Below are 14,984 nucleotides of genomic sequence, written 5' to 3'. Positions count from 1 at the left end.
CCCCGCCCTGTCCTGGCTCGCGCTGGTGCTCATGCCGCTCACGCGCTCACCTCCCGACAGGCCCGGTAGAAGTCCTGCCAGCCGTCACGCTCGCGGGCCACCGTCTCCAGGTACTCCTGCCAGATCACGCGGTCGGCCGCCGGGTCGCGGACGACGGCGCCGAGGATGCCCGCGGCCACGTCGCCCGCACGCAGCACGCCGTCTCCGAAGTGGGCGGCCAGCGCCAGGCCGCCGGTGACCACCGAGATCGCCTCGGCCGTCGACAGCGTGCCGCTGGGCGACTTCAGCTTCGTACGGCCGTCGGCGGTGACGCCGTCGCGCAGCTCGCGGAAGACGGTCACCACGCGGCGGATCTCGTCGATGCCGTCCGGCACGGCCGGCAGGTCCAGGGAACGGCCGATCTGGTCGACACGGCGGGAGACGATGTCGACCTCGGCCTCCGGGGTCTCCGGCAGCGGCAGCACCACCGTGTTGAACCGCCGGCGCAGGGCGCTGGACAGGTCGTTGACGCCGCGGTCGCGGTCGTTGGCCGTGGCGATCAGGTTGAAGCCGCGGACCGCCTGCACCTCCTCGCCCAGCTCCGGTATGGGCAGGGTCTTCTCCGAGAGGATCGTGATCAGCGTGTCCTGCACGTCGGCCGGGATCCGGGTCAGCTCCTCGACACGGGCGGTCGCGCCCTGCGCCATGGCGCGCATGACCGGACTGGGCACGAGGGCGTCGCGGCTCGGGCCGTGCGCCAGCAGCCGCGCGTAGTTCCACCCGTAGCGGATGGCCTCCTCCGGTGTGCCCGCTGTGCCCTGCACCAACAGGGTCGAGTCACCGCTGACCGCGGCGGCCAGGTGCTCGGACACCCAGGTCTTGGCGGTACCGGGCACGCCGAGCAGGAGCAGGGCGCGGTCGGTGGCGAGGGTGGTGACAGCCACCTCGACGATGCGGCGCGGGCCGACGTACTTCGGTGTGATCACCGTGCCGTCCGGCAGGGTGCCGCCGAGCAGGTAGGTCGCCACCGCCCACGGCGAGAGCTTCCAGCGGACCGGGCGTGGACGGTCGTCCTGCGCGGCCAGTGCGGCCAGTTCGGCGGCGAAGGCGTCCTCGGCGTGCGGCCGCAGCGCTTCGGCCCCCTCCGCATCGCCCGCGTTCGCGGGCGCGGAGTGGTACCGGCTCGGTGCGACGGACGTCGGCTCCACGGACACAGACATGGCTGAGGCCCCCTCCAGCTCGGCCGGTTCGGATCTGTCACCCACCGTGCACCACGCCACTGACAATCCGTTCCGACCTGGGCAAACGCTCTCGCCGGGTCGATTGTCAGTGGGGGGATCTACCGTCGAAGGCATGACTGAGCAGGGGGTGCGCTGGGGCGTCGAGCAGGTGCTGGCACTGGCGCCTGACGCGGCGTCACGCAAAGCGGGAAGCAAACTCGGCGTCGCCGGGCCGTGGTCGGAGGCGGGGAGCTCGGACGAGGGGACGGTGTGGGGGCTGTGCAGGGGCAGCGGCAGCAGGCCGTATCAGACGGTCGTCGACATCGCGGACGCGACGGGACCGGCGTACAAGTGCAGTTGTCCGAGCCGCAGGTTCCCGTGCAAGCACGCGCTCGGGCTGCTGCTGCTGTGGGCGACCGGGGAGGACGCGGTACCGCCGGGGCACGCGCCGGAGTGGGCGGAGCGGTGGACGGCGGGCAGAAGGCGCAGGGCCGCGGAGAAGCAGGCCGCCGGGGCGTCCGGTGCCGGCCCGGCCGCCGCCGATCCCGAGGCGGCGCGCCGCCGGGCGGAGCGCCGGGCCGAGCGGATCACGGCGGGTGCGACGGAGCTGGAGCAGCGCCTGGCGGACCTGATGCGCGGCGGTCTGGCCGCGGCGGAGCAGGCGGGGTACGGGCTGTGGGAGGAGACGGCGGCCCGCATGGTGGACGCGCAGGCCCCCGGCCTGGCCGCCCGGGTGCGTGAGCTGGGGGCGATTCCGTCGTCCGGGCCGGGCTGGCCGGTGCGGCTCCTGGAGGAGTGCGCGCTGCTGCACCTCCTGGACCAGGGCTGGTTGCGCCGCGAGCGGCTGCCCGAGTCGCTCGCCGCGACGATCCGGTCCCGCGTCGGCCTCCCCGGCTCCGCGGACGGCGCGCCGGTCAGGGACCGCTGGCTGGTCCTGGCCCAGTACGACACCGCGGACGCGAAGCTGACCACGCGCAGGATCTGGCTGCACGGCACCGGCTCCGGCCGTACGGTCCTGCTGCTGTCCTACGGAGCCGCCGGGCGCGCCCCGGAGCCGTCGCTGCCGGTCGGACTGGCCCTGGACGCGGAGGTGGCCGCGTACCCCGGCGCCGGGCAGCCGCGCGCGGCCCTGGGCGAGCGGTTCGCCGCGCCGGAGCCCACGCGGATACGCCCGCCCGGGGTGACGACGGCGCAGGCGGCCGCGCGATACGGCGAGGCGCTGCGGGACGATCCGTGGCTGGAGTCGGTGCCGGTGACGCTGGCGGAGGTGATACCGGTGCCGGACGGCGACTCCTGGCAGCTGGCCGACGCCGGGGCCGACTCCGCGCTGCCCCTGACCGCGACGGCTCTCGGCCGGCCGGGGCTGTGGCGGCTGGTCGCCCTGTCGGGCGGGGCACCCGTCACGGTTTTCGGTGAGTGCGGCCACCGCGGGTTCACCCCCCTGACGGCATGGCCGCGAGCCGAAGACCCGATCATCACACTCTGCTGATCAGCTGCCCACCGTCCGTGACATCAGGGCCCGTCATCGGCTTTTCCTGTCCGGCGTTGGAGTGACGTCACCGCGCCGGGCGGGGCGTCCTCGGCACAGCGGGAACCCTCACCCGAAAGGCGCACACCGACCACCACCGCAGCTCACCCACCCGCCCTTTCTCATCCGATTCACGCATTTCTTCCGCACCAGGGGAAACCCGGACCGGGTGACCCTCCGGCACCGGCAACGGAAAGGAAGCTCATGATCAGGACCTCCGCCCCGGTGGAGGCGCCCGGCGCGGGCGCCTGGGAGGAGTTGGTCACTGCCGCCCTGCTCGGCACGGACCGCCGCACACCCCCGGGCGGCACAGCCGGCCGCGCGGCTCCGGTCGCACTGCTGGACAGCGCCGCCGTGCGGACCGTGCGCCGACGGGCGGGACTGCGCCCCGGACGGGCGGCCGAGCGCCCGCGGCCCGTGGCCCCGGATCCGCGCCCGGCGCTGCCCGAGGCGGCGGCCCGCAGGCTGTCGGTGCTGCTGGCCGACCGGCCCGGCCCGGCAGGCGGCGGTCGCAGGGGCACGGCGCCCGACCTGATGGAGCTGCTGCCGCAGTGGCTCGCCGCGGCGAACGCGCACGGCTACGCGGCACCCCCGGAGGCCGTCCCGGCGCTGCTGGACGCGGCCCGGGGCCGTACGGACCTGCGTCCGGCCGCGCTGACCTTCGCCGGCCCTCGCGCGCTGTGGCTGGCCCGGCTCAACCCGGAGTGGCGGTTCGCCCTGAGAGCGGCCCCGGGGGCCGATTCGGCGCTCCCCGGCCCCGAGGACGCGGAGCGGATCCGGCGGCTGTGGGAGGAGGGCCTGTTCGCCGAGCGGGTCGCCCTGCTGGCCGCGCTGCGGGAGCGCAGGCCCGCGGCCGGGCGGAAGCTGCTCGCGGCCACATGGGCGACGGAGCAGGCCGAGGACCGGCTGATGTTCCTCGACTCGCTGCGCACGGGGCTCGGCCCGGACGACGAGCCGTTCCTGGAGCAGGCCCTCGCCGACCGCAGCCGCAACGTACGGGCCACGGCCGCGGAGCTGCTCTCCGCGCTGCCCGGCTCGGCGCTGGCCGCGCGGATGGCGGGCCGGGCCGCGGCCTGTGTGGCCGTCGACCACACGTGCGACACACCGACGATCGTCGTCGAGGCCCCGCACGAGTGCGACGCGAGCATGGAGCGCGACGGTGTCGCACCCAAGGCTCCGGCGGGGCGGGGAGAGCGGTCGTGGTGGCTGGGGCAGTTGCTGGAGGCGGCCCCGCTCGGCACGTGGTCCGCGCGGCTGGGCGGGCGGAGCCCGCAGGAGATCGTGGCCCTGCCGGTGGCGGACGACTGGCAGGGCGAGCTGCACGCCGCCTGGTGCCGGGCGGCAGTGCGGCAGCGTGACCCACAGTGGGCGCGGGCGCTGCTGGGGGCGCCCGCGGCACCCGGGGCCGGCGGACCGGGCGCGGTGTCCCTGGCCGAGCGCGCCAGACTGCTCAGCACGCTGGACGCCGCCGAGCGGGCCGACTGGGTCGCCGGGTTCATCGCGGCGCACGGGCTCTCCGAGGCCTTTCAGCTGCTCGGAGTGTGTGCGGTGCCGTGGGCCGCGCCGCTCGGGCGGGCGGTGGTCGACGCGCTCAACATCGCGCGGGACGCAGGGAGCTACCCATGGAGTTTCAGTGGAGTGATGGGACTGGCCGAGCGGTGTCTGGACCCCGCGGAGGCGAACCGGCTCGACGGACTCCTGGCGGTGCCGGACGAGGCGGAGGACGCGTCGCCCGGGGCCGGGGGGTACTGGGCGGAGGCGTTCCAGCGGCTGGTGACGACCTTGCGGTTGCGCCACGCCATGACCGAGGAGCTCGGTGGCCGGGCCGGCTGAACCCGGCCCCGTCTCCGGACGGCCGTCCCCGGCGGCCGCGCGCCCAGACCCTCGGCGGGCCCGAGCGGCTCCGTCCCCGCACACCGGCCCGGCCGGTGCCCGGCGGCTCGCGCCGGGCGGCGCGGCCCCCTGGCCGGCCGCTGGAGCTACTGGGCCTGCGCCGGCTGGCGGACGTTCGCCCTGACCCAGTCCACGATGGACTGCGTGGTCGCGCCCGGGGTGAAGATCTCCGCGACGCCCTTCTCCTTGAGCGGCGGGATGTCCGCCTCGGGGATGATGCCGCCGCCGAAGACCACGATGTCCTCGGCGTCGCGCTCCCTGAGCAGGTCGATCACGGCGGCGAACAGTGTGTTGTGCGCGCCGGAGAGGATGGAGAGCCCGATCGCGTCGGCGTCCTCCTGGATGGCGGTGTCGACGATCTGCTCCGGGGTCTGGTGCAGCCCCGTGTAGATGACCTCCATGCCGGCGTCGCGCAGCGCCCGCGCGATCACCTTCGCACCCCGATCGTGGCCGTCGAGCCCCGGCTTGGCCACCACCACGCGGATCGGACCGGCTGCCACACCCATCACTGCCTCCATGAAGCGATTCCATCCGTGCCCTGCGGGACGGACGCCCGGCACCACATCGTCCGGGGAAGTGAACGAACGTTATCGCCAGCATCCCGCAACCGTCAGTTTCACGGTGCGTACCGAGGGGGAAATCACACGGTGGGACACTTCCCCAGGCTCCGGGCACCAGCGAGGCTGTGGGAACAAGCGCCACGGGAGCCGCAACAAGGCCGTCTCGGGCACGAAGGACACACCGGACGGGTACGGCACGACAGCAGGGACCCTCGTCGCCACACCGGCAGGGAGCCCCGTCACCTCTTCGGCGTCTGGCACGCCGCGCGTCGCGCGATCCGCCCCGCGTACCCCGTTCCTGCCCGGTCCCGCGCCTTCGCCGCGACTGCCCACGAGGGCACCTGGGGGACACAGCCGTCCTCCCGTGTGCCGACAGGAGGTCGGTCATGAAGGTCACCAGCGTCGCAGACCCGATCCTTCCGTTCGCGCAGCGTCTCCTCCCGGTGAAGATCGCGGGACTGTCGCTGGCCCTTCTGAAGGCGACCGCCCTGGAGCTCGCGATCCTCGCGGGACACGTCCTGCTCTACCCCTCCGGGATCATCCAGGAGCGCCGGGCCCAGACCCACCCGGCGCCCGCACCCGACGGCACCGCGCAGCTGCCGACGGAGGCCAAGCCCCCGGTGGTCCTGCTGCACGGGTTCATCGACAACCGCTCGGTGTTCGTCCTGCTGCGCCGCAGTCTCGCCCAGCACGGCAGGCATCAGGTGGAGTCCCTCAACTACTCGCCACTGACCTGTGACATCCGCACGGCCGCGGAACTGCTGGGCCGGCACATAGCGGAGATCTGCGAGCGGACCGGCAGCGAGCGCGTGGACGTCGTCGGCCACAGCCTCGGCGGCCTGATCGCCCGCTACTACGTGCAGCGGCTCGGCGGCGACCAGCGCGTGCGCACCCTCGTCACGCTCGGCACCCCGCACTCCGGCACCCGCGTCGCCCCGCTGGCCAACGCCCATCCGATCGTGCGCCAGATGCGGCCCGGTTCCGAGCTCATCGAGGAGCTGGCCGGTCCCGCTCCCGGCTGCCGCACGCACTTCGTCAGCTTCTGGAGCGACCTCGACCACCTGATGGACCCGCTGGAGTCGGCCTGTGTCGAGCACCCGGACCTCCAGGCCACGAACATCCAGGTGAGCGGCATCGGCCATCTCGCCATGCCCGTGCACCCTGCCGTCGCCAGCGGGATACGGCAGGCCCTGGACACCGTGCGGCCGGGTGATCCGTCCACCACGCGCGCCGGCGGTCTCACCGTGGCCTGACAACAGAACATTGACCCATCAGGGTCGAACCTCGCCTCGAACACAGTCCCAAGGGTGTGTCCGCACTTCGACGAATCGCGGCTGATTGCCCGTTTCCCGGGTGTGGGAAACCTGTGGAAGATTGTCGCGCCCGCGTACCGCCGGGTACAGTCGCCGCACTGCTCTGGCAGCCCCTGTTGTCGAGGCGAAAGAGAAGTTGGTGAACGACCGTCACCCGTCGGGGACCGCGACCACCCCGGCTCCGGCCTCCGATGACGCCTCGGCGCCCTACGCGCCGTACGGTGGACAGGAAGCCGCGTACGGTGACTTCACCACCTACGGCGACTACGCCCCCACCGGTTTCCAGACCGGCACGTACGGCACGGCGAGTTTCGCGACGGACCCCCTCTTCGGCCAGTTCTCGGCCGACGGCACGCAGGCGACGGGCGCGTACGACCCCACCCAGTGGTCCACGGACACCCAGCACTCACTGCCCTACGACGCGTACGCGGCCCAGCACCACGCCGCCTACGACACCGGCGTGTACGACACGACGGCCTGGGCCACCGGGTACCAGCAACTGGCCGCCGTACCGCAGCAGTCGGGACCCGTGGACGTCAGCGGCCAGTGGGACGCGAGCGCCTGGCTCCAGCCGGGCGGGGTCGATCAGACCGACCCGTTCGGCGGCCCGGGGCAGGCCGACTCCGCGGCCGGCCAGACCCAGCAGTGGGGCTGGGGCACCGAGATTCTCGACTCCGGCGCGTACGACGCCACGCAGTGGAACACCGACGGCGCGGCCGGCGACACCGCCGGCGCCGTCACCGGCGTCTCGCCGTCCGAGCATCCGCCGGACGGCGACGAGCGCGGCGCGACCGCGGAGTACGGCGATCACGTCGCCTACCGCGGCCCCCAGCAGCAGGACGGGACCGGCTTCGACGAGGCCGAGCCGTCCGCCACCGGTGAGCTGCCCACCGTGTCCGGACTGCTCGAGGACCAGGAAGAGACCACCCCGCCCCTGGTCGCGCGGGCCGGCTCCCGCGGCGCGGGCCGTTCCCGGCGCCGCCCGGCCAAGCGTTCCGCGTTGCTGACCGTGGCCGTTCCCTCGGCCTGTGTGATGGGGGTCGCCGGCATCGCCGCCGCCTCCGTCGGCGGTCTCACCGATGACGGCCAGGACACCTCGGCGTCCACTTCGGACGCGCACCCCGTGCGGGCGTCCACCGCGAACAACAAGCTGGACACCCAGCTGCAGAGCCTGTCCGCCGGTGCCGACGACTTCGCCGACCGCGCCAGCCGTACGCAGGAACGGATCGACCTCAAGGCACAGCAGGAGGCCGAGAAGAAGAAGGCGGCGGAGGAGGCGGCCCGCAAGGAGCGGCTGCGCCCCAAGTTCGCCCTTCCGGTCCTGCGCAGGGGGCTCAGCGCCTACTTCGGCCAGGCCGGTGTGAACTGGATGTCCGTGCACACGGGTATCGACTTCCCCGTCTCCTACGGGACGACGGTCATGGCCGCGACCGACGGCACGGTCCGCACCCAGTGGAACAGCGCCTACGGCAACATGCTGATCCTGACGGCGAAGGACGGCACGGAGACGTGGTACTGCCACCTCTCCCGGTACCAGGTCTTCTCCGGTGCCGTCGTCAAGGCCGGGCAGCCCATCGCGTACTCCGGGAGCTCGGGCAACTCCACCGGCCCGCACCTGCACTTCGAGGTGCGGCCCGCCGGCGGGGCGCCCATAGACCCGCTGCCGTGGCTGCGCAGCCACGGCCTGGACCCGACGTGAGCACCTGAGTGATCCGATCACCGAGGAGCCCGCTGCCTTTCGGCAGGGGGCTCCTCGCCGTGTGAGCGCCGCTTCTTCTCCCGCTACAGCTTCTCCACCGGCGCGTAGCGCAGCAGCAGCCGCTTGGGCTTGGCGTCACCGAAGTCGATGGTCGCCTCCGCGTTGCCACCCGTGCCCTTGACCGCGACGACCGTGCCGAGGCCGAACTGGTCGTGCGTGACCCGGTCGCCCACGGCGAGGGACACCACCGGCTTCTCCGCGGCGCGGCGCGTGGCGAAGCCGGACGCCCCGGCCGCCGACGAGCGGGACCGGGACGACGACAGCGAGGCCGCCACCCCGGCTGCCGGGCCGGAGGAGACGGGTGCCGAACCGCCCGTGCGCTTCCAGTCCACGTGCGCCGCCGGGATCTCCTCCAGGAAGCGGGAGGGCGGGTTGTACGACGGCTGTCCCCACGCGCTGCGCATCGCCGAACGGGTCAGATACAGCCGTTCCCGCGCCCGCGTGATGCCGACGTAGGCCAGGCGCCGCTCCTCCTCCAGCTCCTTGGTCTGGCCGAGGGCGCGCATGTGCGGGAAGACGCCGTCCTCCATGCCGGTGAGGAAGACCACCGGGAACTCCAGGCCCTTGGCGGTGTGCAGGGTCATCAGCGTGATGACGCCGTCGCCGTCCTCCTCGTCGGGGATCTGGTCGGAGTCGGCGACCAGCGCGACCTGCTCGAGGAAGTCGGACAGCGCGACCGACTCGCCCTCCCCGCGCTCCTGCTCGAACTCCAGGGCGACGGCGGCGAGTTCCTGGAGGTTCTCGATCCGGGTCTCGTCCTGGGGGTCGGTGGAGGACTGCAGCTCGGCGAGGTAGCCGGTGCGTTCCAGGACGGCCTCGAGGACCGTGGCCGGGCCGGCGCCGGACTCGACGACGGTGCGGAGCTCTTCCATGAGCGTGTTGAACCGCTTGACGGCGTTCGCCGACCGCGCGGCCATGCCGTACGCCTCGTCGACGCGGCGCAGTGCCTGCGGGAAGCTGATCCTCTCCCGCTGGGCGAGGGCGTCGATCATCGCCTCGGCGCGCTCACCGATGCCCCGCTTGGGCACGTTGAGGATGCGCCGCAGCGGGACGGAGTCCTCCGGGTTGGCCAGCACCCGCAGATAGGCCAGGACGTCCCGGACCTCCTTGCGCTCGTAGAAGCGGACGCCGCCGACGACCTTGTAGGGCAGGCCGACGCGGATGAAGACCTCTTCGAAGACACGGGACTGGGCGTTGGTGCGGTAGAAGACGGCGACCTCGCCGGACTTGGCCTCGCCCGCGTCCGTGAGGCGGTCTATCTCGTCGGCGACGAACTGCGCCTCGTCGTGCTCGGTGTCGGCGACGTACCCGGTGATACGGGCGCCCGCGCCGGCGTTGGTCCACAGGTTCTTCGGGCGGCGCGACTCGTTGCGCTCGATGACCGCGTTGGCCGCGGACAGGATCGTCTGCGAGGAGCGGTAGTTCTGCTCCAGCAGGATCGTCGTCGCGTCCGGGTAGTCCTCCTCGAACTGGAGGATGTTGCGGATGGTCGCACCGCGGAAGGCGTAGATCGACTGGTCGGCGTCACCGACCACGCACAACTCGGCGGGCTGGAGGTCGTCCGGCCCCGCGGGCACGTCCACGGGGTGCTCGGTGGTGCCGACGAGTTCCCGGACGAGGGCGTACTGGGCGTGGTTGGTGTCCTGGTACTCGTCGACCAGGACGTGCCGGAAGCGGCGGCGGTAGTGCTCGGCGACGTCCGGGAACGCGCGCAGCAGGTTGACCGTCGTCATGATCAGGTCGTCGAAGTCGAGGGCGTTGGCCTCGCGCAGCCGCGACTGGTAGAGCGCGTAAGCCTGGGCGAGGGTCTTCTCGAAACCGTCGGCGGCCTGGGCGGCGAAGTCCTCCTCGTCGATCAGCTCGTTCTTCAGGTTGCTGATCTTCGCGCTGAAGGACTTGGGCGGGTAGCGCTTGGGGTCGAGGTCCAGGTCGCGGCAGACCAGGGCCATCAGGCGCTTGGAGTCGGCGGCGTCGTAGATCGAGAAGGAGGAGGTGAAGCCGAGCTTCTTGCTCTCCCGGCGCAGGATCCGCACGCACGCACTGTGGAAGGTCATCACCCACATCGCGTTCGCCCGCGGGCCGACGAGCTGTTCGACGCGCTCCTTCATCTCGCCGGCGGCCTTGTTGGTGAAGGTGATCGCCAGGATCTGGCCGGGGTGGACGCCCCGCTCGGCCAGCAGGTGGGCGATACGGTGCGTGAGCACGCGGGTCTTGCCGGAGCCGGCGCCGGCCACGATGAGCAGCGGGGAGCCGGAGTGCACGACGGCGGCGCGCTGGTTGTCGTTCAGCCCCTCCAGGAGCGCGGCCGTGTCCACGACGGGCCGGTGGGCGCCGTCGCGGTAGTACGCGTCCCGGCTCGGCGGCACGTCGAACTTCCCGCCGAACAGATCGTCCGGAATCGGCTCCGGAGCGTGCTCGTCCTCGGGCGGCGGCGGGGGCTCCTCCTCGTGGCCCCGCGGGGCCTGGAGATCCGCCAGGAAGCTGTCGTCAAAGAGGCTGCTCATCGCTCTACGAGTCTAGGGCGCCGCACCGACAACCCGTGGCCTCCCTCGGAACATCGCCGGCTTCACCGTCCGCAGCCGTCCGGTCACGTCACACGGGCCGGCGAACTCAGGTCACGAAAACGTATCGGGCATATCACGCATCAACCTTCACACACACCACACCAGTTGGTTACGGTTCCGCCCGGACCTTGCCCCGGAGCCCGAAGGAGTCGCCGTCCCTTGGCGTCGCACCACACCACCACGCCGGTATCGCCGTCCGCCTCGGCGGAAGAGGTCGAGAAGAAGATCGACGAGCTGTACCGGCGGGCCGCCGGACCGGACGCCGGGGCGCACGGCCCGGCCGACCGCACAGCGGCCCCGGAGGAGCCCGCCAGGCAGCGCGGCCGGGTCGCCGCACTGCTCGACGACATGGCCAGGCGCACCGACACGCTCGGCAGGGCGCGCGAGATGCTCCAGGCCATCGCCGGCGGCCAGGCCCGCGCCGCGACCGCCGGCCCCGACGCCGCCCTCCTTCCCGAGACCCCCCAGGGCTACTTCGACCAGGCCCAGGTGACGAGCCGGCTGATCGCACGCCAGAAGAGCCTGATCGGCCACTCACCGGTGCAGCGGTCCGCGAGGTCTTCGAGGCAGGAGGGCGCGGACCGGCAGGAGGCCACCGGCGCCGACGAGTCCGGCAGGAACCCGGCCGCCCGCGCGACCGCGGATTCGGTCGCACACGCGTCCGTACCCGCGTCGGTCGAGCGCACGGGCGGGGCTCGGCGTGGCATCCGGGCGGACAAGGCCGCCGTCCAGCGAAAGCTCGCCGAGGCCCGTGCGCTGCTGGCCGACGCCCGCCCGCTGCCGACGCACGCGGCCGCCGTGCCGGCGAGGGCCGGGGCCGAGCAGCCGGTGGGACCCGCCTCGTCGGGCGGGGCCGCGCGGGGAGAGGCCCGCAAGGCTCTCGCCTTCGCCCGAGCGCAGATCGGCAAGCCGTACGTCTGGGGTGCGGCCGGTCCCGGTTCGTACGACTCCTCCGGCCTGGCCCAGGCCGCGTGGAAGGCCGCGGGGGTCGCCCTGCCGCGCGCCGCCCGCGATCAGGCCGGCGCGGGCAGACGCATCCCGCTGGCCGAGGCGCTCCCCGGCGATCTGGTCCTCTTCCACGGCGAGCCAGGTCACGTCGGCGTCTACGCCGGTGACGGCACGATGATCCACGCTCCACGGCCCGGCGCTCATGTCCGTGCAGAGTCGATCTTCTACGAAGGGGCGTCGGCGATCCTGGGGGTGGTGCGCCCGGCCTGAGAGCGCCCCGGCTCCTTTTTGCACGCGACCGCGCGCGTACCCCGCTCGCTCCGTGCGCGCACCTCTTAGCATCAGGATCATGCCCGCCACCTCACCCTTCCGCGCCTGGCTGGCGCAGCATCCGCCGGCCGCCGGGGCCGCCGTCATGGCGACCGGCATCCTGTCGGTCGGACTTCATCTGACGGGCTACGAGGCGCTGTCGCTCGCCGTCCTCTCGGTGGCCTGCGTCGCCTGGCTGGGCCTGGCGGCGGACTTCGTCCTACGGCTGCTGCATGACCGGGCGCGCTGGCTCCGGGAGGCGGGAACACCGGGCGCACTCACCGGGGTCGCCGCGACCACCGTGCTGGGCACGCGCTTCTCGGTGCTGGGCTGGCAGCACGTCGCCGAGGCCGCGCTCGCCCTGGCCGTGGTGCTGTGGCCGTGGCTGCTCGTGCGGGTCGTGCGCAACTCGCCGCGGCCCATGCCGGGCTCCGTCTTCCTGTGCTGCGTGGCCACGGAGGGGCTGAGCGTGCTCGGCGCGTCCGTGGCCAAGGCGGAGGCGACGGCCTGGCTCGCGCACACGGCGCTGGTGTTCTTCTGGCTCGGTCTCGCGCTCTACGTCTTTGCGCTGAGCCGCTTCGATCTGCGTCAGGTCGTCGAGGGCCGCGGGGACCACTGGGTGGCGGGCGGAGCACTGGCGATCTCCGCACTCGCGGGCGCGAAGCTGATCGCCGCCGGCACCGGGGGCCCGTACCTGTGGAACCAGGACGACCACGACGTCCTGCACACCGTCACGCTGGCCCTGCTCGCCTTCGACCTGTGCTGGTGCGCCGTCCTGCTCGTGGCCGAGCTGGCACGTCCCCGGCTCCGCTACGACGTGAGCCGCTGGTCGACCGTCTTCCCGCTGGGCATGACGGCGTCGGCGATGCTGTCGGTGGCCACGAACCTGGACATCCCCGAGTTCGCGGCGTCCGGCGAGGCGGTGCTGTGGGTGGCCGTGACGGTGTGGGTGGCCGTCGCCGCCGGGGCCGTCGCGGACGCACGCGCCGAACTCAGGTCCACAGCACCGCGATGAAGATGTTCGTCATGGTCAGCAGGCCCACGACGCCGAACATGCCCTTGTCGACCTTCTCGTCGTCGCGCTTGACGTAGACCAGGCCGAGGATCACGATCAGCAGCGCCAGCTTCACGCCGATCTTGATGTTGTCGATGTGGTGGTCCTGCGCTTCGTTGAGGCCGACCAGGACGACACCGGTGACCAGCATGGTCAGCGCACCGTGCAGCATGGCCGGCACGAACTGGGCCGTGCCCTGGCCCATCGCCTTCATCTGGGTGAGGAATCCGCCGAGCAGCGCGGCGATCCCGATGATGTGCAGGCCGACGAAGAGATGGATGAGTACGTCCATGAGGCCGGAGCCTAACCAGCGGTCCGGTCGCCTCGGACACCGGCCCGGTCGGCTCGGACGCCTGCCCGGTCGGCTCGGACGCCTGCCCGGTCGGCTCGGACGCCTGCCCGGTCGCCTCGGACACCGGTCCGGTCGGCTGGGCCGCCGGACCGCGGGCCGACGACGCATATATGCGCCCTCATAGCACTCGGCCGTCCGCGCCTCCCCCCGAACCGCCGCATCGGTCATCGCTCTGCGTGAAGTCGCCAGCCTCGGTCCCGGACGACGGTCACATACGGTCACGATACGGTCCCCTCAGGCCAGTTCCGTACATGGAGTCACAGGATCGGCACGGAGCGCTCTAGCGTCCCTCCAGGTGACCGGCTCCCCACCGCCGCCCGGGCCAGGGGCGGCAGCCGGCACCCCCGCCAGAAGGTCCGGCGGCGGCACGCTCCCCCTGTGTGGGCCGCCGCCGGACGCCCACCGCTTCCGCGGCCGACGAAGGGACGTGACGGTCCACGTGGCAGCGCACCGCAGGCCCCGACAGCGCTCGCTCAACGGCGGTACGGCGCGCACGGCCGCCACGATCGCCCTGGCGGGCGCGGCGACGGCCACCGGCCTCGACGGCATCGGGCAGGCGGCGCCGCAGCTGACGCCGGAGCAGGTCAAGGCCAGGGTGGACAAGCTGTACCAGGAGGCGGAGGTCGCCACCCAGAAGTACGACGGGGCGAAGGAGAGGGCGGACGCGGCGGAGAAGCGGCTCAAGACACTGGGCGACGAGGCGGCCCGCAGGCAGCAGGGGTTCAACGCGGCACGCGACGCCCTCGGCTCGATCGCCGCGGCCCAGTACCGGGAAGGGGGGATCGACCCCTCGGTGCGGCTGATGCTCTCCAACGACCCCGGGCGGTACCTGCGGGACGCCGAATTCGCGGAACGGGCCGGTGCCCGGCAGACGGCCGCGGTCTCCGACGTGCGCAGGCGGCTGCGGGAGATCGAGCAGCTGCGCGGGGCCGCGCGCATCGAGCTGTCCTCGCTCAGGTCACGACAGGCGGAGCTGCGCCGGCAGAAGAAGACGATCACCCGCAGGCTCGACAAGGCCCGGCGGCTGCTGGCAGGGCTGTCCCCCCAGCAGCGCGCCGCGCTCGGCGACGGCTCCTCGCACGCCTCCCGCTCGGCTTCCCCCAGGGGCGGGCTCGGCGCCCCCGGCTCGGTGCCGGCGCCCAACTCCCGTGCGGCGGCGGCCGTCGCCTACGCGTACCAGAAGCTCGGCAGCCCCTATGTCTGGGGCGCGACCGGCCCCGACGCCTTCGACTGCTCGGGCCTGGCCCAGGCCGCCTACCGCGCCGCCGGGATCTCCCTGCCCCGCACCACCTACGCCCAGATCAACGCCGGCCGCCGTGTCGCACGGTCCGATCTGCGCCCCGGCGACCTGGTGTTCTTCTACTCCGGGATCAGCCACGTCGGCATCTACGTGGGCAACGGCCGGATGATCCACGCCCCGAACCCCTCGGCCCCGGTCCGCCTGGCCCCGATCGACCAGATGCCGTTCGCGGGGGCGACCCGGGTGGCGTAGCAGAGTCGGCGGG

General features: G+C 73.0%; 11 protein-coding genes. 7 read left to right on the top strand and 4 right to left on the bottom strand.

Going from position 1 to position 14,984, the window contains the following annotated elements; all coding sequences use genetic code 11:
• Window positions 1-38: 38 nt before the first annotated feature.
• The gene (locus ACWDUZ_RS02155; protein ID WP_451629844.1) at window positions 39-1,199 is read right to left on the bottom strand and encodes an ATP-binding protein; all 1,161 of its coding nucleotides are present in this window, start codon (window positions 1,197-1,199) and stop codon (window positions 39-41) included.
• 133 nt (window positions 1,200-1,332) lie between these two features.
• On the opposite strand from ACWDUZ_RS02155, the gene ACWDUZ_RS02150 reads away from it, so the two are divergent.
• Together ACWDUZ_RS02150 and ACWDUZ_RS02145 are read left to right on the top strand one after the other, a co-directional pair.
• Window positions 1,333-2,688: an SWIM zinc finger family protein gene (locus ACWDUZ_RS02150; RefSeq protein WP_451629843.1), complete on the top strand. Its 1,356-nt coding sequence runs from the start codon at window positions 1,333-1,335 to the stop codon at window positions 2,686-2,688.
• A 243-nt stretch (window positions 2,689-2,931) separates the two neighbouring features.
• A complete protein-coding gene (locus ACWDUZ_RS02145) occupies window positions 2,932-4,560 on the top strand; it encodes a DUF5691 domain-containing protein (protein WP_451629842.1) in 1,629 nt (542 codons plus the stop codon).
• Between the two features lie 146 nt (window positions 4,561-4,706).
• Here ACWDUZ_RS02145 and ACWDUZ_RS02140 read toward each other — a convergent pair whose 3' ends face one another.
• Window positions 4,707-5,126, bottom strand: a complete 420-nt coding sequence (locus ACWDUZ_RS02140) for a cobalamin B12-binding domain-containing protein (protein ID WP_451629841.1) — start codon at window positions 5,124-5,126, stop codon at window positions 4,707-4,709.
• Window positions 5,127-5,566: 440 nt separating this feature from the next.
• On the opposite strand from ACWDUZ_RS02140, the gene ACWDUZ_RS02135 reads away from it, so the two are divergent.
• Both ACWDUZ_RS02135 and ACWDUZ_RS02130 read left to right on the top strand, forming a co-directional pair.
• Window positions 5,567-6,433, top strand: coding sequence for an esterase/lipase family protein (locus ACWDUZ_RS02135; protein WP_451629840.1), 867 nt, complete (start codon window positions 5,567-5,569; stop codon window positions 6,431-6,433).
• Between the two features lie 199 nt (window positions 6,434-6,632).
• Window positions 6,633-8,192 (top strand): M23 family metallopeptidase, encoded by a 1,560-nt coding sequence (locus tag ACWDUZ_RS02130; protein WP_451629839.1) that lies wholly within the window; start codon window positions 6,633-6,635, stop codon window positions 8,190-8,192.
• Between the two features lie 83 nt (window positions 8,193-8,275).
• Here the strand turns inward: ACWDUZ_RS02130 and pcrA are convergent, their stop codons facing one another.
• Window positions 8,276-10,756 (bottom strand): DNA helicase PcrA, encoded by a 2,481-nt coding sequence (gene pcrA, locus ACWDUZ_RS02125; protein ID WP_451629838.1) that lies wholly within the window; start codon window positions 10,754-10,756, stop codon window positions 8,276-8,278.
• A gap of 219 nt (window positions 10,757-10,975) precedes the next feature.
• On the opposite strand from pcrA, the gene ACWDUZ_RS02120 reads away from it, so the two are divergent.
• Window positions 10,976-12,034, top strand: coding sequence for a C40 family peptidase (locus ACWDUZ_RS02120; protein WP_451629837.1), 1,059 nt, complete (start codon window positions 10,976-10,978; stop codon window positions 12,032-12,034).
• Window positions 12,035-12,113: 79 nt separating this feature from the next.
• Window positions 12,114-13,088, top strand: a complete 975-nt coding sequence (locus ACWDUZ_RS02115; RefSeq protein WP_451629836.1) for a tellurite resistance/C4-dicarboxylate transporter family protein — start codon at window positions 12,114-12,116, stop codon at window positions 13,086-13,088.
• Here ACWDUZ_RS02115 and ACWDUZ_RS02110 read toward each other — a convergent pair.
• Entirely contained in the window at window positions 13,066-13,419 is a 354-nt protein-coding gene (locus ACWDUZ_RS02110; RefSeq protein ID WP_451629835.1) for a hypothetical protein, read from the bottom strand. The two genes, ACWDUZ_RS02115 and ACWDUZ_RS02110, sit on opposite strands and share 23 nt — an antisense overlap.
• A gap of 499 nt (window positions 13,420-13,918) precedes the next feature.
• Here ACWDUZ_RS02110 and ACWDUZ_RS02105 point away from each other — a divergent pair, with 499 nt between their 5' ends.
• Window positions 13,919-14,971 (top strand): NlpC/P60 family protein, encoded by a 1,053-nt coding sequence (locus ACWDUZ_RS02105; RefSeq protein WP_451630167.1) that lies wholly within the window; start codon window positions 13,919-13,921, stop codon window positions 14,969-14,971.
• Window positions 14,972-14,984: the final 13 nt, after the last annotated feature.

The organism is Streptomyces sp. NPDC003393, from assembly GCF_053589015.1.
This window is presented reverse-complemented; position numbering and strand designations above follow the sequence as displayed.